This is a genomic window from Rhizobium sp. 18055 (assembly GCF_902706285.1).
Taxonomy (GTDB): Bacteria; Pseudomonadota; Alphaproteobacteria; order Rhizobiales; family Rhizobiaceae; genus Rhizobium.
Map to the genome: position 1 here is coordinate 1 of NZ_CACSKD010000015.1, position 21679 is coordinate 21679.

General features: G+C 55.3%; 27 protein-coding genes. 17 read left to right on the plus strand and 10 right to left on the minus strand.

All coding sequences use genetic code 11. The features are described 5' to 3' along the window. On the plus strand, window positions 1-180 hold a 180-nt coding region (locus tag GVL52_RS30640; protein WP_210254109.1), incomplete at its 5' end, for a hypothetical protein. Between the two features lie 154 nt (window positions 181-334). Here GVL52_RS30640 and GVL52_RS30645 read toward each other — a convergent pair. Then, a complete protein-coding gene (locus GVL52_RS30645) occupies window positions 335-703 on the minus strand; it encodes a plasmid mobilization relaxosome protein MobC (protein ID WP_210254110.1) in 369 nt (122 codons plus the stop codon). Between the two features lie 424 nt (window positions 704-1127). On the opposite strand from GVL52_RS30645, the gene GVL52_RS21865 reads away from it, so the two are divergent. Together GVL52_RS21865 and GVL52_RS21870 are read left to right on the plus strand one after the other, a co-directional pair. Next, window positions 1128-1811, plus strand: a complete 684-nt coding sequence (locus GVL52_RS21865) for a ParA family protein (RefSeq protein ID WP_160011039.1) — start codon at window positions 1128-1130, stop codon at window positions 1809-1811. Beyond that, window positions 1808-2179, plus strand: a complete 372-nt coding sequence (locus GVL52_RS21870) for a hypothetical protein (protein ID WP_160011041.1) — start codon at window positions 1808-1810, stop codon at window positions 2177-2179. Before GVL52_RS21865 ends, GVL52_RS21870 begins: the two co-directional genes overlap by 4 nt. Before the next feature lie 205 nt (window positions 2180-2384). Here the strand turns inward: GVL52_RS21870 and repC are convergent, their stop codons facing one another. The 6 genes from repC to GVL52_RS21900 form a co-directional block, all read right to left on the minus strand. Beyond that, window positions 2385-3593 (minus strand): plasmid replication protein RepC, encoded by a 1209-nt coding sequence (repC, locus tag GVL52_RS21875; RefSeq protein ID WP_160011043.1) that lies wholly within the window; start codon window positions 3591-3593, stop codon window positions 2385-2387. A gap of 149 nt (window positions 3594-3742) precedes the next feature. Continuing rightward, a complete protein-coding gene (repB, locus tag GVL52_RS21880) occupies window positions 3743-4762 on the minus strand; it encodes a plasmid partitioning protein RepB (RefSeq protein WP_160011045.1) in 1020 nt (339 codons plus the stop codon). Window positions 4763-4765: 3 nt separating this feature from the next. Next, window positions 4766-5965, minus strand: a complete 1200-nt coding sequence (repA, locus tag GVL52_RS21885) for a plasmid partitioning protein RepA (protein WP_159952621.1) — start codon at window positions 5963-5965, stop codon at window positions 4766-4768. A 1707-nt stretch (window positions 5966-7672) separates the two neighbouring features. After that, window positions 7673-8008 carry a hypothetical protein gene (locus tag GVL52_RS21890; protein WP_160011047.1) on the minus strand — a complete coding sequence of 112 codons (336 nt, stop codon included), beginning with the start codon at window positions 8006-8008 and terminating at the stop codon, window positions 7673-7675. 761 nt (window positions 8009-8769) lie between these two features. After that, window positions 8770-9090: a single-stranded DNA-binding protein gene (locus GVL52_RS21895; protein WP_159952623.1), complete on the minus strand. Its 321-nt coding sequence runs from the start codon at window positions 9088-9090 to the stop codon at window positions 8770-8772. A gap of 33 nt (window positions 9091-9123) precedes the next feature. Next, complete coding sequence (locus GVL52_RS21900; RefSeq protein ID WP_160011049.1) at window positions 9124-9741, minus strand: hypothetical protein; 618 nt, start codon at window positions 9739-9741, stop codon at window positions 9124-9126. Between GVL52_RS21900 and GVL52_RS21905 the strand changes: the two genes are divergently transcribed. Then, window positions 9728-9976 carry a helix-turn-helix domain-containing protein gene (locus GVL52_RS21905; RefSeq protein ID WP_160011051.1) on the plus strand — a complete coding sequence of 83 codons (249 nt, stop codon included), beginning with the start codon at window positions 9728-9730 and terminating at the stop codon, window positions 9974-9976. The two genes, GVL52_RS21900 and GVL52_RS21905, sit on opposite strands and share 14 nt — an antisense overlap. Window positions 9977-10317: 341 nt before the next feature. Beyond that, window positions 10318-10761, plus strand: a complete 444-nt coding sequence (locus GVL52_RS21910; protein WP_160011053.1) for a hypothetical protein — start codon at window positions 10318-10320, stop codon at window positions 10759-10761. A gap of 109 nt (window positions 10762-10870) precedes the next feature. Here GVL52_RS21910 and GVL52_RS21915 read toward each other — a convergent pair whose 3' ends face one another. The 3 genes from GVL52_RS21915 to GVL52_RS21925 form a co-directional block, all read right to left on the minus strand. Beyond that, the gene (locus GVL52_RS21915) at window positions 10871-11674 is read right to left on the minus strand and encodes a hypothetical protein (RefSeq protein ID WP_160011055.1); all 804 of its coding nucleotides are present in this window, start codon (window positions 11672-11674) and stop codon (window positions 10871-10873) included. 282 nt (window positions 11675-11956) lie between these two features. Further along, window positions 11957-12475 carry a thermonuclease family protein gene (locus tag GVL52_RS21920; RefSeq protein WP_160011057.1) on the minus strand — a complete coding sequence of 173 codons (519 nt, stop codon included), beginning with the start codon at window positions 12473-12475 and terminating at the stop codon, window positions 11957-11959. Further along, entirely contained in the window at window positions 12472-13077 is a 606-nt protein-coding gene (locus tag GVL52_RS21925) for a hypothetical protein (protein ID WP_160011059.1), read from the minus strand. The genes GVL52_RS21920 and GVL52_RS21925 overlap by 4 nt, the downstream gene beginning before the upstream one ends. Window positions 13078-13258: 181 nt before the next feature. Here GVL52_RS21925 and GVL52_RS21930 point away from each other — a divergent pair, with 181 nt between their 5' ends. From GVL52_RS21930 to GVL52_RS21985, 12 genes are all read left to right on the plus strand, one after another. Next, a complete protein-coding gene (locus GVL52_RS21930) occupies window positions 13259-13726 on the plus strand; it encodes a lytic transglycosylase domain-containing protein (RefSeq protein ID WP_210254111.1) in 468 nt (155 codons plus the stop codon). Between the two features lie 68 nt (window positions 13727-13794). Further along, window positions 13795-14121, plus strand: a complete 327-nt coding sequence (locus GVL52_RS21935) for a TrbC/VirB2 family protein (RefSeq protein WP_159952631.1) — start codon at window positions 13795-13797, stop codon at window positions 14119-14121. Next, window positions 14121-14411: a type IV secretion system protein VirB3 gene (locus GVL52_RS21940; RefSeq protein ID WP_159952632.1), complete on the plus strand. Its 291-nt coding sequence runs from the start codon at window positions 14121-14123 to the stop codon at window positions 14409-14411. The genes GVL52_RS21935 and GVL52_RS21940 overlap by 1 nt, the downstream gene beginning before the upstream one ends. Next, the gene (locus GVL52_RS21945; RefSeq protein WP_160011065.1) at window positions 14408-16816 is read left to right on the plus strand and encodes a VirB4 family type IV secretion/conjugal transfer ATPase; all 2409 of its coding nucleotides are present in this window, start codon (window positions 14408-14410) and stop codon (window positions 16814-16816) included. The genes GVL52_RS21940 and GVL52_RS21945 overlap by 4 nt, the downstream gene beginning before the upstream one ends. Further along, complete coding sequence (locus tag GVL52_RS21950) at window positions 16809-17978, plus strand: transglycosylase SLT domain-containing protein (RefSeq protein WP_160011067.1); 1170 nt, start codon at window positions 16809-16811, stop codon at window positions 17976-17978. Before GVL52_RS21945 ends, GVL52_RS21950 begins: the two co-directional genes overlap by 8 nt. Window positions 17979-17989: 11 nt before the next feature. Continuing rightward, window positions 17990-18709 (plus strand): type IV secretion system protein, encoded by a 720-nt coding sequence (locus GVL52_RS21955; protein WP_159952635.1) that lies wholly within the window; start codon window positions 17990-17992, stop codon window positions 18707-18709. Between the two features lie 10 nt (window positions 18710-18719). Continuing rightward, window positions 18720-18896, plus strand: a complete 177-nt coding sequence (locus GVL52_RS21960) for a hypothetical protein (RefSeq protein WP_160011069.1) — start codon at window positions 18720-18722, stop codon at window positions 18894-18896. Window positions 18897-18900: 4 nt separating this feature from the next. Continuing rightward, complete coding sequence (locus GVL52_RS21965; protein WP_160011071.1) at window positions 18901-19923, plus strand: type IV secretion system protein; 1023 nt, start codon at window positions 18901-18903, stop codon at window positions 19921-19923. A 56-nt stretch (window positions 19924-19979) separates the two neighbouring features. After that, window positions 19980-20210: a hypothetical protein gene (locus GVL52_RS21970; RefSeq protein WP_160011073.1), complete on the plus strand. Its 231-nt coding sequence runs from the start codon at window positions 19980-19982 to the stop codon at window positions 20208-20210. Window positions 20211-20238: 28 nt separating this feature from the next. Next, a complete protein-coding gene (locus tag GVL52_RS21975; RefSeq protein WP_159952638.1) occupies window positions 20239-20619 on the plus strand; it encodes a hypothetical protein in 381 nt (126 codons plus the stop codon). Beyond that, entirely contained in the window at window positions 20619-20813 is a 195-nt protein-coding gene (locus GVL52_RS21980) for a YqaE/Pmp3 family membrane protein (RefSeq protein WP_160011075.1), read from the plus strand. Before GVL52_RS21975 ends, GVL52_RS21980 begins: the two co-directional genes overlap by 1 nt. A 129-nt stretch (window positions 20814-20942) precedes the next feature. Next, window positions 20943-21659: a virB8 family protein gene (locus tag GVL52_RS21985; RefSeq protein ID WP_160011077.1), complete on the plus strand. Its 717-nt coding sequence runs from the start codon at window positions 20943-20945 to the stop codon at window positions 21657-21659. Window positions 21660-21679: the final 20 nt, after the last annotated feature.

The following is a 21679-nucleotide window of genomic DNA, read 5'->3' on the forward strand; positions in this document are numbered from 1 at the left end:
ACCACCACCCCCGCCGCCGCCGCGACGCGGCTCTTCGTCGAGTGCAGGCTGTACGCCGAGGGTCAGGAGGTTCGAAATATGCGCCGGATCGATATTGCGCGGCGCCTGAAGAACACTGTCGATCGTCAAGCTGTGACGATCAACCTCCATCGACCTGCGCGCCGGCTTTTCGGAGGATGACCTGGAGTTTGACCCTGCATGTCCAACAGGTGGCGCGGTATGCGGATCGCGTTGCGCTCTGCGGCGACGACGTTCTTGCTCCTCGTCGTCACCGACACGTTGGGCCGCACCTGCCCCCACAAGACCTTTGGTTTGAGCGGCCAACGAACCCCAATCAAATGCCACCGCCAGCCCCTTTGCCCGAACCACCGATTTTGAGCAGCCGGTCGATATCAGTGCGCAGATTGTACAGACCCGCGAGAAGATTGTGCAGCGACGCGGCGAGCTGCGGTTCATACTCAACACGGCCTTCGTTCATCGCGCGGACCGCTTGGTTGAGATTGACGCCGATCCTTCGCAGTGCCTCTGAATTGGCATTGAGCGCGACGGATACGGACGGTCCGACAGGCAGAGGCAGACCGGCGCGATCCCTCAAAAGACGCCGAACGACGTCGCTTTGGGATTGGTCATCGCTGCAGAGCGCAAGCAACGCGCCCTTTTCCTCTTCCGATAGCCTTACCCTGACAATCTCGCTTCGAGACATGAAATAGTCCCCTGGTCGCGCCACGTGCGCCTCAGAGTGCCGGAGGCGCGAACCGAGCCCTTGGCTGGCAGCCGGGCGGCGTCGAGTTTGTACCACAAACTTGACTATCCTGCCAACAATTAAATTTGTTATATCTAACTCTTTCTTACAGACACTCACGGACTTTACGAGGTGTTCTGTACCGCTCCGGGCGATCAACCAACTCATACCCACGTAATTGCCCACGTAAGCACGGGCAATTGACAGCCCTAAACCAATGCAAACGAGCGCTTTTTCGCAATTAATTATGGGTAACAGACAATCGGCAATTGTCGGTGGGCAATTGCCGATTATCTTTTGCTAGCAGGCAACGGGAAATTACCAGTTGATTGCTCACCGCTTGATGTTAGTTATATAGAATTTCTGGCAACGACGGAGGCTAAGCATGATCGTCACTATCGCCAATCCGAAAGGCGGGACAGGAAAGACAACCTTGGTCAGAGCTCTGTCCGGAACCGCGGCCTACGCCGGCAATCCTGTTTACCTGATCGATGCTGATAGCCGGGCCAATACGATGAGGTGGGTCGATATTTCAAAACAGATGAATGTCTGGCCTGAGCGCCTTGATGCCAGCAGTTGCGTGGACGCCGACAAGATCTATGACCTTGCCTTGAGCCAGCAAAAAGCAGGCAAGATCGTTTTCATCGACATTGAGGGGACGACAAGCGAAAATCTTTTCGCCGGTCTCTATGCTGCGGACATTGTGATTATCCCGATGCAGACTACCCAGGATGACGTCGTCGCTGGTCTGCAGCTGGCTCTCAATCACCTGCCCGTAATCGAGGAGGAACAAGGACGAAAGGTTCCAGCCCTTATTGTCATCAACCAGCATGACTTCGTTTCAGGACGCGCAAAGGTACACGAGCCTTTGCGCGAAGTTCTCCGAGAAAGTGGCGTCCGTTTGGCCAGTCAACCCATCGCGCGGCGTTCGTCCTATCAGTCGATCGGAGCTGCCGGCACTCTTCAGTCGATTTCAAAAAGGGATGACAAGGCGATCGATGAGATGGAGACTTTGCTGGCTGAGATCATCGCAATCCACATTGCGAACTCGAAGGGTCAACAGGCATGAGCCAGTCTGAGAGCAAAAACCTCGTCCTCGGTCTGATTTCAACGAAACGTCAGACTGTTCGTCCGACGCCGGCAAAGCCCGGTCCACAATCGACCTCCGATCCTAACGATGAAGCAGCGCCAGAAAAAACGGTATCTTCGGCGAAACTCCGGTCAATGATGATAAAAGCTGAAAGTCAGGATCCGATTGCAGGCAGACGCTACAGAGACAAGTCAAAGGTGACGACCGGTATCTACATACGCCAGGAGGTCCACCGGAAACTGAAGCTTCTCGCCGCCATCGAGCGCAAAAAGTTCAACAGCTACATTGAAGACGCGATCGACGAATATCTGGAAAAGATCGCCGATCGAATTCCGGACATATCGTGACAATCGCGACATCGCCAGTTTTCCACTTGGCTCCGGCAAACCCTACGGCGCTATGGGGAGCGCGGGTTGCCTTCGCCAGCTCCGCTCGCCCATAGAGGCTCGCTTCGGCCGCTAAGCGCCGTCCAACGGCGCGCGGCTGGAAAACCAGATTTCAATGATCATGCAGCCTCAACAACCGAATGAGGATCCGAGCTGTACCCTCTCATCAAGCCCTCCGGGCCGTTTGTAACTCCGCGTTACGCAACAAGGCCATCAACATAGGCCCAAGGGAAAATTCCCCACGGGCGGTTTTCCGCGTAAGATCTCTCAGATAGCCTCCAGGGGAATTGATATGGGGAGCCCTTTCCAGCAAGCAGGCCATGGCCACTGCCGCGTTCTCTGGTCCCATGACTTCGCAAGCCTCCTCGTAAGCCGAGGGGCTAACGGCCAGCATCGAGCGAACCACAACAGCCGCTGACATAAGGTCGCGCCATCGCGAAATTGTTCCGTCACGGCCATAATCGATGATTTGCGGACACGCCCTCAGCACCAATTCAAGCGGGAAAGTTTTTAACGGTTGCGGCTGGCGTATAGGCTCCGACTTTTCGCCCTGCTCTTTTTCTGAGCTAGGTTCAAGTTCATTGATAGATTCGGTGTTTGAATTCTGTATGTGGTCGCCACATAGGTCGGCATTGCCATCCATTTTTTCAGAATTGAACTGCTTTTCCAACATGTTGACCACTTCATCGCGCAATACAGCCATATCGGACGCAATATTTTCGATTTCTTCGCGACCTGCATGGCGTTTGATCTTTGCGACCAAGGCGACATAGCGTGCCTCGATGCTTTCCCAATTGCCGGCAGCACCTTCTTCGATTGCAGCCGACACAAGCTTCCGGACATCGCGGCGGCAAAGCGTCAAGCTCTCCTTTGCCCGCTTGAACCGTTGGTTCTCCGCTGCGACCTGCTGGGCATGATGTGCTATCTCGCCTGCGCGAGCGAGCAGCGGAGCGAGATCGAAGCCAAAAGCGTCCTGGATCACCCCTGCCCTGTCCCTGTGAGCATATCGCTTTCCATTCGGGCTGTCGCGACGGACAATAAGTCCAGCTTCAATCAAAGCCGTCAGGCTTCTTCGTAGCGTCGTTCCTGCAATCCCGTGCGCTCGCAGGGAGAGCTGTGCATTTGACGGGAAGACTATCAGATCGCGGTCTCCTGCCAGTTCGCTCTCGGGAAAAAAGCTCAATAATGCGTTGAGAACCGCCAAGGCGCGGTCATGCAGTTTGAAAATCGTTTTGGCCTCGCACGTATCGCGAAACACGCTCCATTTATTAACGCATGCTGTCTTTTCAACTTGAGCGGCATCGAGCTGGCCCTTTACCAGGGCGAGCGTCATCCCTCGCCGCCCGAAGGGCGTCGTTACATTTCCACTTTGCATTTGCCTTCACCCTTCTTCAGGTAAAAGAAATCCGCCCACCAAAAAGGTGCCAAAGACTCTTGACTAGGATTCGTGGAAATGCGATTCTTGATCTTGCTAGAAATCAGGAGAAGGCTTCCACGACTTGTTCGCTTGGGGGCCTTTTTCTTTTACGCTTCAAGCTCCTTGTTTGCTTCTAGAAATTCGTCATAAAGCCGGTCCAGCCGCGTTTCCACGAAGGCTCCAAAGCCTGGCACAGCAATCTTGTTGAAATTCAAATTCAGACGAGCGTCGGTTTCGGTGATTTTCACCGCCTTCGCATCCCCTGCCTTCCATTGTTGTGTTCGCGTTTTCGATTTTGTCGCACGCACGCCTTCCAGCACACGTTCGAAGCGTTCGTCCGACGTCTTGGCCGCGAAATCGTCTGAGCGCACCAACGCGCGGGCTTCTTGCATTTTCGCGCTTTCGGCGACCAGATCAGCCAGTTCAGCCCAGCGCGTGCGACCGTAAGACGGAGCGGGACCGATGGCTTCAATCAACTCGTCAGAAAGGCCCGCAGCCAATGCAATCATCCGTGATAACGCGGCTTTGTCGACGCCGAGAGACGCCATGATAATATCTCGCGAAAATCCCTTTCTCTCTAAACGCAGAGCGAAAAACGTTTTTTCGATGTAAGAAAGATCGGTACGTTCGTTATTTTCCTGGCCCTGGCTTACGACAAGTTGCTCGTCGGTAAGCTGACGAATCACCGCTTTGATCGTTCCGCCGATTTGCTTGACTGCGGCCAAGCGACGGTGACCATAGGCGGCTTGGTACCGTCCATCTGTTTGCGGATGAGGGCGCACCAGGATCGGGACCTGCTGCCCATGTTCCCTGATCTGCGCGATGAGGCTGCTCAATCCGCCAAGATCGACTGTCAGCCTGTCGGGCACAAAGGAGCTGTCGATTAGAAGCGGATCCAACTCCACGATGGTTTGGCCGTGTGCGAGTTTTTTTTCAAGTTCGGCGGCACGCTGTGCTTTTTCGGAAATCCCTCCAAGTGATTGGGAAAACGCTCCAACTGCCCCTGATCGGCGTAGCGGCCTTTCCAAATTCGCCAGCGGGCGAATGTCATCTGACGGCCCACCATCAGAGGGAGCGCCAGATGGCGTCTCTGTTTCGGCATCGCCAAAGAGGTTCTTCCTGGCCATCGCTTACTTGCGCCCCCAGGTTTGCTTGACGAGATCCTCGATTTCCGTGTTGACAGCAGTCAGGGATTCAAGAGCTCGGTCATAGGTACCGCGCGTGAATTGGCTCCGATCGACTTCGTAAATGGTTTGCTTGGTTAGGCCAGCATCGGAAATAGCGGTCGACTTCAACATCGCGTTGGTCAGAACACGATTCCCGAATATTGATCGCATGAACCCGGACATCTGGGCCTGCGGTCCATCGTTTGGCTCAAACCGGGTAATGAGATATCTCATCCAGTCATAGTTCATTGAACCCCCGGCATCTTCAACGATTTGAAGCAGATCCCCGGTCATCTGCAGGAACTGGCTCATCGACATGACATCGAGCATTTGCGGGTGGACTGTGATCAACACCGCCGTCGCAGCACAGAGCGCCGATAAGGTGAGGAAGCCGAGTTGCGGCGGGCAGTCGATGACCACGATGTCGTAAGCGCTCTCGATCTCGGCAAGGCATTCACCGATGCGAGCGAAAAACATTGAGTTCATATCCTTACGTGCCATGAGTGCCTTTGGCGTTTCATGCTCAAACTCCATGAGTTCGAGATTGCCCGGAATGATATGGAGATTGGGGGTGTAGGTGGCACGCACGATGTCAGCAACATCACGACGAGCGTCGTCGTAACGGATAGCGCCGTAAAGCGTCTCATTCTCCCCGACGTCAAGTTCCGGCTGGTGTCCGAACAACGCAGACAACGAGGCCTGCGGGTCAAGGTCGATGGCAAGCGTCCTGTATCCCCGAAGGGCTAGGTATTGCGCGAGATGGGCGGAGGTCGTTGTCTTGCCGCTCCCCCCCTTGAAGTTCATGACAGAGATGACCTGAAGCTTTTCGCCGTCACGGCGGTGGCGAACGTATTTCCCTGGTCCCTTCCCCCCTTCATCGAGAAGTTTACGCAGCGCCTCGATATCATCGACCGAATAGGTACGACGGCCGGTGGGGCTTGGCTCAGGACCGTGCCCTTCGGCCACGATTTGACGAAGATAACCTTGATGGATGCCGATGAAATCGGCGGCCTCAGCGGAGGTGAACTGTCGGATGCTTTTGCGTGACGTTGGTGGAAATGTGCGCTGCTGGTGCGCTTGAAGTTGGCGCATCAACTCGTCCGCGTCGGAGGAGATCAAGGAACGCAAGTTTGCGCTGTGAGCGGGCGCGGCTGGTTTCAACATCGTGGCCTCAGGTTTCGTTTCTGCGCTTTTTCAACGAATTTTCACTAATATGCGCTGATGAAGCTAATCCGATTCCGCGAGTCGGGCAAACCATTTTTAGTTAATCGAAAGTTAGCACAAGTTTTTCGTTGTACATGTACAACTGGATTTCAATCTCGGGCGAGCCACAGCAAATTCGACAGGCATCGGCTCCGCGAGCCAGCGTTTCGACAATCACACAGGTGATCCCAGTTGTACATGTACAACTAGGAAGCCCTCCCTAGCTCGCCGCCCCGGATCGGCGACGTCATCGATGCTTTGCGAGGGGATCGATGCGAGGATAGACGAGGCATTCAATTTCGCAACCGCGTTCGACCCGATCTAATCGACCAACTCGCGGCCAATGCCCGGGGTCATCGATTTCGACCCAGGCCAGATGGAGTGTGACAACGCACTGTTCTGGACCAGCGGATCGAGATCCAGCCGTCCTGGAGCGGCTAACGAGGCCCGGCGCCATCATCCGACCCCTGTCCGATCGCTCCGACACGATTGCGCGGGGCCGCGCAATACCGGCCATATCCCAGTAGATCGTTGAGTGCAGTTGTGGTCGCGCCACAACGCAACACGAAGCAGGAGAAGGACGACATCAAAGCCCGCCGCAAATCGAAAACATGGAAGCCAGGCCAGCTGAAGTCCGGCATCTGAATCGCGGCCCCCGCTGGACGGTGATGCTTTCCAAGGCAGAGACCCGGGCGAGCGGCACTCCCCGCCGCTCGCCATCGCAATCCCGGCGTTCAGTTGCCAGAACCACGTCTCGATCGAATGCAAGCGTGTGCGGATCCCAAAATGGCTGGCGACGATGCCGCCGCCTATGAAAGAGCCCCTGTGAGGGGCTTCTCGACCAGCCCAATACGGCAGGCACCGTGTGGGCGAACACCCGGCCCGGGCTTATGTCGGACGTGACATGTCATGCCCATAATCGGAAGTCGCAGGTCAACTCGCGTGTCAATCACGTCTTTGCCGAGGAGTGGGCGGGATGGACAAGTTCATCAGGACCGTCAGTAAGAAGAGCGGGCGCCCTAGCAATCACTTCAGCATGAAGCGGGCGACGCTCCAGAAACGCCGACCGCTGGCGACAGAGATCGTCTGCCGGGGCCGAAAATAGAGCCAAGGTGAAATCATCGCACTGGCTGGAAATCCCCCCTCTAACCGGCACACAACTAGCCAATCGAATTTGGTCGACAGAACCGTCCAAGGGCGTCGTCGTGCTCAGTGTGCTGACGACATTGTTCACGCCATTTCTATTGAGTTACCTCTTGCCATGTCTTCAGCTACGTCTCTCGGTTCGAATAATAGAAGGTGATTGTTGATCAACCGCGGCGGAAAGCGGCGCTGGGTTCAGTTGGATAACCGGATGTGGAACCGCCTTGATGCGGTTAGTCGATGCCGAGAGAGCAGTTGTACACGTACAACAGACCCCATTCATTCTTTCAAACAGAACCAAGAGGATGGAAAGTTGACGGCGGAACCCGTCCGATTTTCAGAAATCCCGTCGGCTTGTACACGTCCTCCTCTGAACTATGTCATCCTGCCAATGGCCGATCCAAACTTGTCGTTTGTTGAAGAAGGCGCACAACCATTGACACGGCAAGATCGCCATATCGCATTAGGTTGTCATCCGACATCAGCGCATGAACTTGAGCGCCCAATGCGTGCCTGGACCGAGCTTTACGTCATCGATTGCAGGAGGAGCAGCCAATCATCGCAATCCAGCTGATTGTATTCATCGACCGCCAAGCCGCACAGATATGTGCACCGCAGCCTGACCTCTTCCATGGAGGCTGGACGCTTTGTCATCATTTCGCGGCATGCGTTACGCTCTTCGTGTCGGGCGCGGCTCCACATGGAAACCGTCTCGTCATGCTCGGGATCGCCAATCTCTAACGCAAGGCGACGCCTTGTAAGATAGGCGACTTCCATTTGATACTGGCGATGTCTCTCTACGGCCGTCTTCATTCCCGGGCTTTGACGTGGGATCTTGTTACCGCCTTCTGCTTTGTTCATATCCGCTCCCCCTGCGTCAGTCGACCTGGTTGACCTGGTCTGGCCTCGCTCCTTTCCGGAGAAACGGAGGACTATCTGGGGAAATGAAAAGACGATCTTCGTCCTCCAAATGAGATGACAGGCGCGGAGCCGCAATCGCCTGTAGACCTAGCTCATTGACGAGGGAGAAGCGGGCTGTCCAAACCGTTTGGGTATACAGTCCATCACTATTGAAGGTTATTATTGGGTAGTGCGTCTTCCATGGTCCTAAGATCATTAACTCGCTTCCTCATGTAGCCGCCACTGTGTCGCAACGCGAAATGGCAAGTCGCTCGGCCTCTTGGGATCGACCGAGCGGAATACAACAGAATTGATAGGGACCTTGATCCCGACGGAGCAAAGGTCTTGACCGAGCCTTAATCCAGCTCAACCCCCATAGCCGCGAATTTAGGCAAATACAGCCACGACGGGAACAACCTTGAGTATTGAAATTTGTTCATCTTGGGGCAAACGCCCACAATTCTTTCTTCGTCCACGCCACCTGCCAACACCTTAGAAAGGTTCAAGAGAATGCTTGGTGGCGGAAGAGGGAAGGGCAAATCTTTTGCTTCGTAGCCGGCAAAATCCGGCCATGTTTCTGTCTGATCCAGGTGCCGAGGGATCCCGGGCAGTGAGACACGGCCCGAAATCGGGTGCCGCTGCCCGTTTGTGCGCTTCAACAATGACGCAAACGACAATTGCCTGGTGCTGAGGAGCACCCATCCCTTTGGAGTCCTAAATTACTAATCGCTCGACTTTTTGGAAACAAGATTAAACAACAGCGCTATCACATCCGTGCTATAAACCTGTTCGCCGTCCCTCTCGTAGCTGGTGTTGGCAACGCGCGACTCGACGTAGACCACATCCCCGGCAACGACATTATTGGAAATCCAGTCTGCTTGCGCTTTGTCCAAGACTGTAATTTGAACCCAGTCCGTAGCGGTCTTCCGCTCGCCATCGGACAGCCAGTCCCGGTTGGCGGCAACGTTGACTTTAAGGACATTCTTCAGGGGGATAATCTGGCCCACATGACCGAGGATGGTATGGCGATTGATTGCGCGCATGGATATGCACCTTTCTTTTCGTTTAAAAGCCGGCTATCTGTTCAACTCGAACCAGTGGCGTTCGCTCTGGCCGGATGTGTCATTCTTAATGTCGAAAAAGTAGGGTTCCTGGCGATGCGGTCGAGGGAGAGTGATGGTCTGTATGCATTGTCGATCGCTCTCACGGCCGAAGTGATTGAACCCGTCATTGCAAGTGTCGATTGTCTTGACGCAGAGATCCGGGTCGCGGTTGATTCCGCCGGCGCCGCGATTACTGTAACCGACGCGAAAATCAGCCGGGCACTCCCCGTATTGCTCATAACCGGGAACATCCGTGCCCCCTCCGGGCAGGTGGGCCAGGAAAATCCCGGTCGGCGCATTGCGGCTATAAGCTTTGTCATCGGTGGGTGGCAGGCAGGCACACCTCTCCAGGAGGGATTGGATGAAGCCGCGCATAGCAGGACCTCGCAGCCCCATTCGCTTGCCATTCCGTGGTGAGCGTGCATGATCAATGATATGGAGGAAACGAAGATGAACATTGGAAATCGTGGGATCTGTCGCATTGGCAACTCCGATATGAAATGCTCTGCCGTTAGTTATAAATAATTCCATGATGACAAACAAGAAGAGACGCGTAGAAACAGAGCTAGGTGTTTTGATGATCCGCAACATGGCAACCGTCATGGAGCGGCAACGCGAAGCGCGTGGCATGGGAAAGGTTGAATTCGCAAAATATTGCGGCATTACCGCCCCCAGTTACCTGACTTTCCTCGATGGCACTGCCAATCCGACGCTCTACATGATTACCCGCATTTCTGATGCGTTGAGCGTCACTGTTCACGAGCTTCTCTTCGGCCACTCCCGTGAAGGCAGCAAGAAAACCAGGGTTGCGCCTGAATCTGATTAGTTATACCTAATTCCCAATGCAAGGAGGCTGCATATGGGTAGGCGAGCCGATGATGAGCGCTCGATCAGACAGGCGCAGGCGTTGCTAAAGCAACTTGCCGAGGCTCTGGAAAAAGAGCGCATCAGAAGAGGCCTGACCAAGACAGCCTTTGCGAAATTCCTTGCGATTTCGCCACCCTCATACATGGCATGGAGAACAGGCGCGGCAAATCCAACACTTCTTACAATCGCGCGCGTCGTCGATCGCCTTGGATCGGACGATGTTTGCCTCAAGACCCTCGTAGGCAATTATAATCACGATGGGCAGCATGTTACCGCCCCTGCCTGCAGGGGGAGTACGCCATGAAGCACGCAAGCTCATCGATCGTCTGCGCGTCTCTGTTCTTGTTCCTGAACGCACCTCAGGCACAATCTCAATCTGGCAATCCGATGTGGACATCGGGATACACATGGGAGTGCCGAGCTGTCTCGCGAATGCTTTGCGAGCGCGACGGGAAGTGTTCAGCCGCTGCCATCGAAACCGCATCCGTTCTATTGGACTACCAGAAGAGTGTCGTCTCAATAGCTGGGAAAACGATCAAGATCCGCAGACATTTCGCTCAAACCATTGCAGGCAGTCCGCTACAGGCCGAGGTCAAAATCGAACTGGAAGATAACACCGTTATCTGGCTGACTGCGGTAGATGCCAGCAGGGTGTATTCCATGGCGTGGATCGGCGCACTGATTGAACAGAAGTCGGGGGTAGTCCTGACGGAAACAGAGAGTCTTGCCTGCCTTCCGTCATGAAATGAGTGTTACGCACGGTGGCTTCCCCCAGACGTGACAGATCATCCCAAGGAACGCGGACCCGATCAGCACCCCGGAATTCTGGCTTTGGCGTTACGCCGAGGAGGCCTTAGGTCGCGATGATTCGTCGAAACGCTTCTTTCTCAGGATAATCCTTGATCATTGGCCGCGGTCGTTCATCAAGAACGCCGCTTCTCGAAGCGGAGGCTGTGACTATTGTATATGTATCATTCGTGGGGCGCAGATTTTTGAGGGGGTCCGCCGGGGGAGGGGAAGAGATCGCCTCACCTCGTTGCGACCTGGTTTTTTTAAAGACTGCCAGCCATTTGCACCACGCGCTGGAGATGATGCGGATCGTATTCGGCAAATTTCGTTGGCCGCGCCGCCGATTCTCGACGACGGTGATCAGTCCCAACTCAGCGGCTTCCCGCAATGCATATCTGGCAATCGTGCAGCCCACGCCCGCACGCCCAGCGAGTTCCGCAAGTGACAGGTTGGATCTGCCAAACCTCAAAACAGTCTCAGCGACAATCGCCAGGACCGCCAATTTGCTGACCGTAAAATCTCGGGCGATGCAAGGCGGGATCGGGCATGATTTCGCAAGCATTCGCCGACGCGCCCAGCTCGCCGCCCGGCATCGGTCGGGGATGACGGGCCGTTGGCGCGGCGCAAAGCGCGTTGTCTGACGCGCAGACTGCAACGCCGCGATGTATTTGCAGGCGTTGGATGCGAGGCTACGCCTGCAATTTTCAATTACCGGCGCAAGATAGGCCATCTCCTGATCAAGAAGCAGGCCTTCACCGTGAAGCACCCAGGCGGACTTGGCGTATTCGTCTATTTGTCCCTGACTGCTGGCGTTGAGAAGGCGCGCCAATAGGTTCGGCCCCAGCGCCGCAATTTCGCTTGTAAGCATCCAATTCTCTCCGATCAAATTGAGTGGCTGGAGAGGGGCGGGGGCAAAGACATACGTCTCCCGTGGCAAGAATTGACTTGCGACTGGATCATTTTTGTGCGATGAAAAACTTGCTACGGTTTTTTCATTGCATCGAACTTCGGTTCGCCACCCGCCTCTCGAGGCGGGTTTTTGGTTTTAGGGCATATGATTCTCCTTCACTTTGAATTGCGGAGTAAAGACCGATCGGTAATTAGATACAACTAATTTCTTCGGCGCGAACTTCCCGTTGCAAACCTGCGCTTAACGGGAATTGAGAAGCATCTGGACAGGGTGCTGGAAACGCCCCGACCACAGCCCGGCCTTACCGGAGCGGGCGGTCATCTCTGCGACGAGATAGGCTTTGCTGACAGGCTCCCCGGTCGGATAAACCGCCGCGAAAGAGCTGCCGGTCGAAATCAGCGCCGTTCCAACATCGATGTTGTTGCCATTGAGATTCGCGGCGCAGACGACGAATGTCGCTTGATCTTTGGCCTTGCCGATAGGCTGGCAAGCAACCGTTTCCGTCAGCAATAATGCAGCGAGGGGCGCCATCGATCGTGCACCACAATCGGACGAGACCCCGTCAGCCGCAACGAACTCACTGCCGCGCAAACATGACTGCACGCCATACAAGCGATAGCGCTGACCCTGATAGGACCACGTATCGCCGGTCTCGATTTCGACCGAAGACGGAAAGGCAATCGTCTCTTCTGCAGCCAGATGACCAATGGGGATTATGTTGGCGAGGATGGCGACCATCCAGGGGCGAAGGTGGGTCAAGGCTGAACATCCGATCCCGACAGATTCTGAGAATGAAGGAGATCCGGCCGTCTGGATGCGCCTCCGTCTGTCTTCCCGATACTGGCCAACCCCAGAAAGACCATTGCATCATCGTCGTTGACGACCATGAGGGGGTCGGAATTTTTACCGCCGACAAGGGCGAAGCAGGACGATGGATCCGGTTCCTTTCGCAAGGAGCGAAGAACCAGTGTCTTGCAAAGAATGACCGATGCCCGGCGATTATAGATCGCGCCCATGTAGTCAGCTGCGGCTTTCTCGCAGGCCCACCTTTGCTTCCTGTTGTAGGTGACTTCCTTTTGCGGGCACTCTACAAGCCCCCGCAATGAAATTGCATATCCGCCGATAGTGCGCCGGCTGGCGCCATTGATGACGACTGGCTCGGTCAAAGCCTTCACGTCCCTGGCGACAAGCTTTCCCTCAGCGTCGTATCGCTCGAAAATGAAAACACGTTCCGATGCCCCCGCAAACTGATGCAGGTAACCGATCGACGGTTCGCTGAAGGGACTTGGCGCCTCCTGCGCGCGTGTTTCGCACCAAAAAGTCGTAGAGAGCAAGACCAATACGAGTTTGAATTTCTCCATCGAGTGTACCGTCCATTGCTGATTGACAGGATAAGCGAATAAAATTAGTTGTAATTAATTGTTGCTGTCGAAACAACCGTGGACACCGCAGATGAAAGTACCAACACTCTTCCTCGTTTACGCGATGTGCTCGGGGACTGCGTTTGCATGCGCACCCGTGCCGCCCAACGAAGTCGCCGAGATGGTGAAGGCGATCGCCGAGGAAGAAGGCCTAGACAGCAGCCTTGCGCTTGCCGTTGCGAGCGTTGAGAGCAGCATGGGATCGCATCAGATTTCCGATGCCGGTGCAGAAGGCATCATGCAGCTGATGCCATCTACGGCCGCCGATTACGGCGTGACCGATCGCTGCGACGCACGATCGAATATTCAGGCCGGGATCCGCTACCTCATTAAGCTCTATAGCGAGTTTGATGATCCGCTCCTCATGCTGGCGGCCTATAACGCCGGACCGGCAAGGGTCTACGAAAGGGGCGGCGTCCCGGAGTTCACCGAGACTGCAAACTACATCGTCAAGGTCATGAACCGATGGAAGCTCACGGCGAAGCTCGAGGCTCACCAGCCAAGCCATAACGATGAAGATACTACGACAGCGTCGGTCGTTCCCGAACACTCGCCATGGCGCGACGCACATGTCTGGAGCGCGGAGTGAAAGCCATGGCGGCGCCGGCGCTGCCTATCCACAAGCCAATTGCCCATAGACAAGGAACGAGTTGCATCATGACAAAACCGTCCACATCAATGTTCACTCGCAACGGACACGGGATCGCTTTGACGTTATTGACCGTATCGGTCGTGGCATTGGCGCCAGATCTCGCGTTCGCGCAGTCGGCGGCTCCGGTCGAGGGCATTCTCGATTGGTTTGTCGGGGTCCTGCAGGGCAGCGTGGCTCGCTCGGTTGCGATTATTGCCGTTTGCTTTCTTGGCTTCCTCTTCTTATCCGGACGTATGGCCTGGCAGATGGCCTTCTCGATCATCATCGGTATTGCCATCATCTTCGGCGCCGCCGAACTGGTCGATGCAATGAAATCGTCGGCAGGCGTATGATGAGTGACGACGTCCCTGATGTCGAACCGCTGATCCTGCCGTTGACCCGGCCCCCCATGTATTTCGGCGTCGATATCGTCGTGTTCGTGGTCAACGGCTTGGTGGGGATCGTCCTGTTCATCGCCACCTCCAACTTCCTGGCACCGCTGGTTGTTCTCCCGGTCCATTTCGTAGGTGTCTATCTCTGCCAGCGTGACGTGCACATCGTCCGCGTTGCCCAGGTCTACCTTGCAACGCGTCGAGCGATCAGGAATCGTCGTTTCTGGCGAGCAGTGAGCTACAGCCCATGAATATCGTCAACCGGGATCTGAAATTCGGCAGGGAAAGACGCGGCGAACTAGGGATCGGAGTACATGTTCCGTATCTACGCCATGTGGACCAGCAGACTGTCGCTACGAAGTCGGGGCTGCTTCTGAGTGTCATTCGCCTATCCGGCCTGCCGTATCAAACCATGGACCAGGCGGAAATCAATGCCCGTCTGGCAAATCGCAACACAACGGTCCGCTCGCTGGGTTCGTCCCGCTTTGCGCTCTACGCCACCATCATCCGGCGCCGGATCGCGCCGGAAATCGCCGGCGACTTTGAAAACGCCTTCGCCGATGAGCTCAACGCCCGCTACATGGACGGCCTCAAGAACCGGACCATGTTCATCAACGAGCTGTATATTACGGTCATCCGCCGGCCGATGACCGGTCGTGTCGGCAAGGTCGATCGCGTGCTGGAGCGTCTCAAGATGGCTGACAGCCAAGTCGAGGCACGGACGGATGCGTTGCGCGATCTCAGCGATATGGTGGCCGGCATTGCGGGAGATTTTCGCAGCTATCGCCCCGAAGTGCTTCGCTGCGTCGAGCGCGAGGGAGGGATTTATTCCGAACCTGCGGAGTTCTTTGCAAAAATCCTGGCGGGGGGAGACGAACGACGCATGCCGCTGCCGCGGATGTCACTTTCCGAATACGTCGGTACGGGCAGGATTACATTCGGTCGCAAGGCATTGGAGGTCTGGTCCGCGGACGGCACACAATCAAAGTTAGCCGCAATGGTGTCCATCAAGGAATATCCGCCGATGACGACACCGGGCCAGCTTGATGGCCTGCTACGCCTCCCGCACGAGTTCATTGTCACGCATTCCTTCGCCCCCGAGGATCGAACCACGGTGACGGAAGCGATTTCGACAATCGCCCGGCAGATAGCCAACTCCGACGACGGTGGCACGACGGCCGAAGACGACATCGAATCTGCACGCGACCGTCTGGCATCCGGAGAAGTGCTTTTCGGCAAGCATCATATGACACTCGCCGTTTTTTCCCGGGATCTTCCAAACCTGAACAGAGCGGTCGCCGACGTTACAGCGGAACTTGCGAGAATGGGCGTCGTCGCCGTTCGCGAAGATCTTAACCAGGAGGCATGCTGGTGGGCCCAGCTGCCATCGAATTTTGCCTATATCGCCAGGCAGGGCCTGATTTCCTCGGTCAACTTCGCTGGCTTGTTTTCCGCCCACAATTTCCCCTCCGGCCAAATCGACAAGCTCCATTGGCGCACGCCGGTTTCTCTTCTCGAAACGACCAGCCAAACCGCATATTATTTCAACTTTCACGAAGACGACGTGGGGAACTTTACCGTTATCGGCCCGACGGGCTCGGGGAAAACTGTTGCTCTCTCTTTCCTGCTTGCCCAGGGCATGCGGGTACAGCCACGTCCGCGATGCGTCTTTATCGACAAGGATAGGGGAGGGGAAATCTTCGTGCGCGCCATGGGCGGGAGGTACGAACGGCTGTCGCCGGGAGAGCCAACCGGCTTTGCACCGCTGCAACTGGAAGACACTCCGGCCAATCGGGTTTTTGGCAAGACGCTGGTCTCCTATCTCGTCACGCCACCGGATCGCGTTTTGACGGTGGAGGAAAATGCGATCATCTCGGATGCCGTCGATGGCATCTACAATGACTTCGAGCGCTCCGAGCGCCGCTTGGACATGCTTGAGGAAACATTGAAGGGACGGATGCGATCAGGCATAGGCGACCTTTCAGATCGTTTGAAGGAATGGACGTCCGGCGACAAGGGCTGGCTCTTCAACAATCCTTCCGATCGGCTCGATTTCACCAACGCCATCATCGGTTTCGACATGACTGAGGTCCTGTCCGACAAGCGGACTCGGACCGCGGCTCTACTTTACATGTTTCATCGCATTCAGGAGATACTCGACGGCAGGCCATCGATGATCTTCCTCGATGAAGGCTGGCGGCTGCTCGACGACGAGGTCTTCTCCGGCTTCATCAAGGATTGGCTAAAAACCATCCGCAAACTCAACGGAATTGTAGGCTTCGGCACACAGTCCGCCGCCGATGTCGTGCGCTCCGAGCTGCGCAATACCATCATCGAACAGACAATGACGAACATCTTCTTTCCGAACGCGTCGGCGGACGAGGAAAGCTATCGTCGAGCATTCGGCCTCTCCGAAAAGGAGTTCCGTTTCGTCAAACAGGCCGACAAGGCAAATCGGACTTTTCTGATCAAGCATGCGAGCGATTCAATCATCGCTCGTCTCGATCTTTCGGCAATGCCGGACCTCGTCAAGGTTCTATCCGGCAGGCCGGAAACTGTGCGGGAATGCGAGGCGCTACGCCAGACATATGGCGAAGAACCCGGAGACTGGCTCCCGCACTTCTGCGGTTGGGGAGGAGACCTTCGACATGCTTAGGAGCCTGAAGTTTGTAACGCTTTCCGTCTTGACTATGGTCTTGTGCCAGCCTGCCTGGGCCGATGTTCCCGTCATCGATGACGATGTCAAAGGCAAACGCGCAGATGACGAAGATCATTCGGCGGCCGACAAGGAGACGCAAATCGACCAATTGGAAGAGCAAGCGGTGACGAGCTGCAATATCTCCAAGAAGGAGAAGAACCGGAGGCTTTTCCGGTCGCCGGCGCAGGCGGTTGAGGAAGACGCGGAAAACGTCGAGCTGATCAAGCATTATGCAGAAAAATACAACGTGCCGACCGGACTGGCACTTGCCGTAGCTCACGCCGAATCGGGGATTTCGACCTGCTCGGGTTCCCCCACTGGCGTGAAGGGCGTCATGCAGTTGACGAAGCGAACGGGCTCCAGCATGGGTTTTGATCGCGATATCAATGAAGAGAATATCGAGGGAGGCGTCAAATATCTCGGCCTGGGTGTAGCTAAATGCGGATCGACTGACTACGCCTGCCTCGCGTCCTGGTACAATGGATCGACGGCAACGGAACAAGCCAACTGGGCGGGCAAAGTGGCTCGCAACCACAATTGGTTCAACGCATATGCCGGCGGCTCCAACATTGCCGACATTCCTTCTCCAACGTTCAAGACGTCGGTTGACTATGGATCCAACGCGACCCGCAATTCTACCAACGCAGCGGTGGATGCGGTCAACACGAGCGTCACGGGTATAGACACCAGCACTGCCAGAATACAGGAAGCCAACAATCGCCTTTCCGCTCTCACTTCCACGGTCGGAGCCTCGGAGATTTACCAGGATGCCTGGGACGACAACACGCAGGCCCGGGCGGTCAATGCGGAATTGCTCAACAATCTGATCTCGGTCACAAATCTAGCAAACACGCTTATACAGGCGCGGATGCAGATGAAGCTTTCCTCAATGTCAGTGGCGTCCAAATCACTAAAATCGGATTCGTCAAAAAACCCCTACTCTTGCGATCCCATAATACTGGAACGCACAAACGTGCCGCGAGTGCAGTGGCCAGAATGTGCGCTTCTTGCTGCGACCAATGCTGACGGGACCGAAAGTGAAGTTGCGGCGTCGCGAAACGACTCGAGTGTCGAGAACAGCCTTGAAGCAATCCAACAGGCCGCAGAAGCGGCAGAATAAGGAGAAAGTAGATGAGAAAGCTCTTGTTCGCTGTGGGCTTTGCGGCGGCGGCCTCGACCGTCGCCCGTGCGGATGTCCCGGTCATCGACAATGCCAACCTGACCATTGCGAAGAAAAACGCCGAGAACACCGGCAACATCATGAATACCAATTCAGATATTCTGAAAAAGACGGAAGACATTTTGAAGGCCTTGTCTGGCTCGCGCGATGGCTCGATGGGCATTGCTTCCACAGGGCTCGATGGCGGAATGTCGATATCCTCTGCACCATCGTTCAGCTCCATCATGAATGGGGGTACGCTGTCGTTCGGCGGCCTTGGCGGCGATGCGCAGAATATAGCTGCGACACTGATCAACGGGCTTCAGCTGGTAAAACAGGTCAAGAGCATCATAGAGGGTGAGGATGCCGGCGCGATGAACAACGCATTTTCCGGTGCTGTGAACACTGCGGCGCTCTTGTCTGCCTTGACCCAGCAGGCATCGTCTGCTGTCACGCAGCGGCAGCAATCCCTGCAAAATGCCAGCGGTCAGATTGGTGCTGCGGAGGATGTAAAAGGGTCTGTCGACGCGAATACGCGGATGCAACTCGAGACCGCACGCACCATCAACGAGCTGATCGGTGTATCGAACGGCACGGTCTCTGCCCTTAATACGGATATGCAGATGCGGCTGACTCAGCAATCAGAAACGGCAAAAATGCTGCAATACAAAGATATCAATCCGTTTGACTGAGGGGATCACGATGCGGCGTCTCATCACTGCGATGATACTGGTCCTGTTGCCGATGCTGGGAGCCTGCCAGACCAAGGGTGAGAAAAAGGCACCATGCCCGCCCTTAACTGGATTTGCCGAAAGCGAGGATCTTTGTGGCCCGGTTGCACCGGTAAATACCGTTTTCGAACAGATCCTTCAGGAATGAGAAGATGGCCACATCGACGACAATCATCTCGGATATTTTTGCGAAGCTCGACAGCGTTGGCGAAACATTTATCTCCAATGCTTATGAGGGCCTCGCACTACAGGTGAATGTCGTCTTCGGTTCCATGCTGACCCTCTACGTGGTTTGGTGGGGTTACATGATCCTCGCTGGCCGCGAAGGATTCTCGGTGCCGGATGCGGCCTGGAAACTCGGCCGCGCGTTTTTCATCTATTTCATGGCGACCAACTGGTCGGCATTTTCCACGACGATTTACAAGCTGGTTCAAACTGTGCCCAATCTGATCTCGGATACGATCATCAAGGCGATTGCCGGCTCAGGGGGCATTCTGGATGGCGGCAGCGATGACTCGACCGGTGTCGTGCGTATCCTCGACGCCGTTTTCGAAACGGCCGGCAAAGTTTACGAGCAGGTGGCAACAGGCACATTCGAATTTGTGGGGGCCCTGATCGGCGCTATCGTGTTCGTGATTGCAATGCTCTTTATAGCGATCGCGGCGGCGGCCATTCTCGCCGCCAAGCTGATGCTTTTCATCACCCTGGCGCTGGCGCCGGTGTTCATCATCCTCGCTCTCTATCGATGGACGTTCCGTTTCACCGATGGATGGCTAACGCTTATGGCTAATTTGATGGTCATGCAGACGCTGATGATGACGTTTCTCGCCTTCCTCTACCAGCTGATCGAGTTGGCCATCAACACTGCCACGAACACGGCCACCGAAAGTAAGCTCTCCTACGTGGCACCCTTCGTGATCGTTTGCCTACTTGGAATAGTCGTTTTTAGATTCATTCCTATGTTTTCAGCGGCGATTGTCGGCGGATCACCAATTGGGCAAGGTGATACCGCTTATTCTGGGGGACTGGAGTCGTACGGTCGAGCAAAGCGACAATACACAGGAAGAGCAAAAATTCTCTCGGATGGCTTGGGCCGGAGACGGACATCCAGCGATGTTCGATCAGCTAGAGCTCGTGCGATCCAACGTGAAACTGAGCGCAATGGACAATTTTAGATTGGCAGTTCTCCTTGGTGGCATTACATATAGTTTATGGCCAAGGAGGTTTCCTCATGCAGAACGACGAGTGTGACCGATACCAGGATGTGCGAAAGCAGCATGCGACTTGGTATCAGGCAGAACTTGTAAATAAGGAAATTCAAGAAAAATCTACCAGGAACGCCAAGGGAGGAACATTAGGATTTTTCCTGTTCATAGTCGCAGTTATCTTTTTCAAGCCGATCGCGGAGTATTGCATCGAGCTTTACAATACCGCTGCGGCTTACGTTCACGGCTTCCTGTGATTTTTCGGGATTTAGGTATGGAGGGACTATGAAAAGCCGAATTATCGTCCTGAGCCTTATTTCTGCTCTCTCTTTCGGGCCGCCTGCTGCCGCAGATATCCAAGCCAAGAGTGAAATCGTTCCAGTGCGCGTCGGCATGTATGCCCCGGCGGACGGAGGCTGTGACGCACCGGCGGCTACTCTGATTTTTGTTGAGAAAAACGGGCTTTCGGCCAATAAAACGACCGGGAAAGTCAAGAATGTGTCAAACCGAGGGACCGACTATCGTCTGAACGTGCTGTGGATCGAGGCCGGCTCGTCTGAAGCCGATGGCGAAGCAGACACCGTGAACATTGCGGTCAAAGACGATCGCAGCTTTAACTTTTCCAATGGATTCACCGAAAAGACCTTGATGAAGTGGTGCAAGTGATGCGGCTCATCATCGCGATTTTTTTGCCGTTCCTGTTATTTTTCACTATCGGGCGTCCCATTGCCGGCATCATATGCTTTTTCCTTCAGGTGACGCTGATTGGCTGGCTTCCTGCGACAATCTGGGCCGTCTACGCGCTCAGTCAGTTCAAGACGGATCGCAAGATCGACGCCGCGCTGCGCAATCGAAGCTGACGCGGTATCCAGATATCCCCAATGCATATCCCTCTGCGTCACGTAGAAGCGGCCACGCAGCGGTTTTCGCTTGCGGAAAATATTATTTATAACTAATTTCTGCGTGCCAAATCACGATGAGGACGATCCATGGTCGATACCGTTGAGCCCGGCCCCAAACCCGACCTTTCGCAATATTGGCAGGCCGGGGCCTCCTGGGAAGTCGAGCTTTATCGCAAGGAGCGCCGATCGAGAAAGATCGCGTGGGTCATTGCCGCCATATCGGGCGGCGTCGCGCTCGCAAGTCTTTCAGCTCTCAATCTGCTGCTGCCCTTGCACCAATTCGAGCCCTATGTCGTGTCGGTCGACAAGACCACAGGCTTTATCGAGATAGCCCGGGCGCTCAAGCCCGGCGATTTGGCACAGGACGAAGCTGTCACGACAGCCAACATTGTCCGATATCTGCGCGCCAGGGAGACATATAGTCCACGTGAGTTGAAGGACAACTATGATCTTGCGCAGCTCTATTCCACTGCCCAGGCATCTGCGGACCTTCGCCGGGAATTCGAACCCTCGAATCCGAAGTCGAAGGATAAGGTGCTGGGCCGCGACACGCGCATCAGCGTGACGGTAAAATCGCTTTCGTTTCTCAATAAGGCGACGGCGACCGTTCGTTTCTCGACCGAGACCAGGCGAGAGAACACCATCCGCCGTGAGCATTGGGTGGCAGTCGTACGCTATCGTTACACCACCGCACCGCTCAAGAACGAGTACCGTTTCGACAATCCGCTCGGCTTCCAGGTCGTCGAATATCGACGCGACCAGGAATCGCTGCCGGAAACTCTGCCTTTGAATGGGGCTGAGTGATGATGGAATTTCGAAAGTTC

Coding starts and splice junctions, on each gene's coding strand:
- GVL52_RS30645 (WP_210254110.1), bottom strand. CDS start 703: ATGTCTCGAAGCGAGATTGTCAGGGTAAGGCTATCGGAAGAGGAAAAG.
- GVL52_RS21865 (WP_160011039.1), top strand. CDS start 1,128: ATGATCGTCACTATCGCCAATCCGAAAGGCGGGACAGGAAAGACAACC.
- GVL52_RS21870 (WP_160011041.1), top strand. CDS start 1,808: ATGAGCCAGTCTGAGAGCAAAAACCTCGTCCTCGGTCTGATTTCAACG.
- repC (WP_160011043.1), bottom strand. CDS start 3,593: ATGCAAAGTGGAAATGTAACGACGCCCTTCGGGCGGCGAGGGATGACG.
- repB (WP_160011045.1), bottom strand. CDS start 4,762: ATGGCCAGGAAGAACCTCTTTGGCGATGCCGAAACAGAGACGCCATCT.
- repA (WP_159952621.1), bottom strand. CDS start 5,965: ATGTTGAAACCAGCCGCGCCCGCTCACAGCGCAAACTTGCGTTCCTTG.
- GVL52_RS21890 (WP_160011047.1), bottom strand. CDS start 8,008: ATGAACAAAGCAGAAGGCGGTAACAAGATCCCACGTCAAAGCCCGGGA.
- GVL52_RS21895 (WP_159952623.1), bottom strand. CDS start 9,090: ATGCGCGCAATCAATCGCCATACCATCCTCGGTCATGTGGGCCAGATT.
- GVL52_RS21905 (WP_160011051.1), top strand. CDS start 9,728: ATGATCCGCAACATGGCAACCGTCATGGAGCGGCAACGCGAAGCGCGT.
- GVL52_RS21900 (WP_160011049.1), bottom strand. CDS start 9,741: ATGTTGCGGATCATCAAAACACCTAGCTCTGTTTCTACGCGTCTCTTC.
- GVL52_RS21910 (WP_160011053.1), top strand. CDS start 10,318: ATGAAGCACGCAAGCTCATCGATCGTCTGCGCGTCTCTGTTCTTGTTC.
- GVL52_RS21915 (WP_160011055.1), bottom strand. CDS start 11,674: ATGCTTACAAGCGAAATTGCGGCGCTGGGGCCGAACCTATTGGCGCGC.
- GVL52_RS21925 (WP_160011059.1), bottom strand. CDS start 13,077: ATGGAGAAATTCAAACTCGTATTGGTCTTGCTCTCTACGACTTTTTGG.
- GVL52_RS21930 (WP_210254111.1), top strand. CDS start 13,259: ATGGTGAAGGCGATCGCCGAGGAAGAAGGCCTAGACAGCAGCCTTGCG.
- GVL52_RS21935 (WP_159952631.1), top strand. CDS start 13,795: ATGACAAAACCGTCCACATCAATGTTCACTCGCAACGGACACGGGATC.
- GVL52_RS21940 (WP_159952632.1), top strand. CDS start 14,121: ATGAGTGACGACGTCCCTGATGTCGAACCGCTGATCCTGCCGTTGACC.
- GVL52_RS21945 (WP_160011065.1), top strand. CDS start 14,408: ATGAATATCGTCAACCGGGATCTGAAATTCGGCAGGGAAAGACGCGGC.
- GVL52_RS21950 (WP_160011067.1), top strand. CDS start 16,809: ATGCTTAGGAGCCTGAAGTTTGTAACGCTTTCCGTCTTGACTATGGTC.
- GVL52_RS21955 (WP_159952635.1), top strand. CDS start 17,990: ATGAGAAAGCTCTTGTTCGCTGTGGGCTTTGCGGCGGCGGCCTCGACC.
- GVL52_RS21960 (WP_160011069.1), top strand. CDS start 18,720: ATGCGGCGTCTCATCACTGCGATGATACTGGTCCTGTTGCCGATGCTG.
- GVL52_RS21965 (WP_160011071.1), top strand. CDS start 18,901: ATGGCCACATCGACGACAATCATCTCGGATATTTTTGCGAAGCTCGAC.
- GVL52_RS21970 (WP_160011073.1), top strand. CDS start 19,980: ATGCAGAACGACGAGTGTGACCGATACCAGGATGTGCGAAAGCAGCAT.
- GVL52_RS21975 (WP_159952638.1), top strand. CDS start 20,239: ATGAAAAGCCGAATTATCGTCCTGAGCCTTATTTCTGCTCTCTCTTTC.
- GVL52_RS21980 (WP_160011075.1), top strand. CDS start 20,619: ATGCGGCTCATCATCGCGATTTTTTTGCCGTTCCTGTTATTTTTCACT.
- GVL52_RS21985 (WP_160011077.1), top strand. CDS start 20,943: ATGGTCGATACCGTTGAGCCCGGCCCCAAACCCGACCTTTCGCAATAT.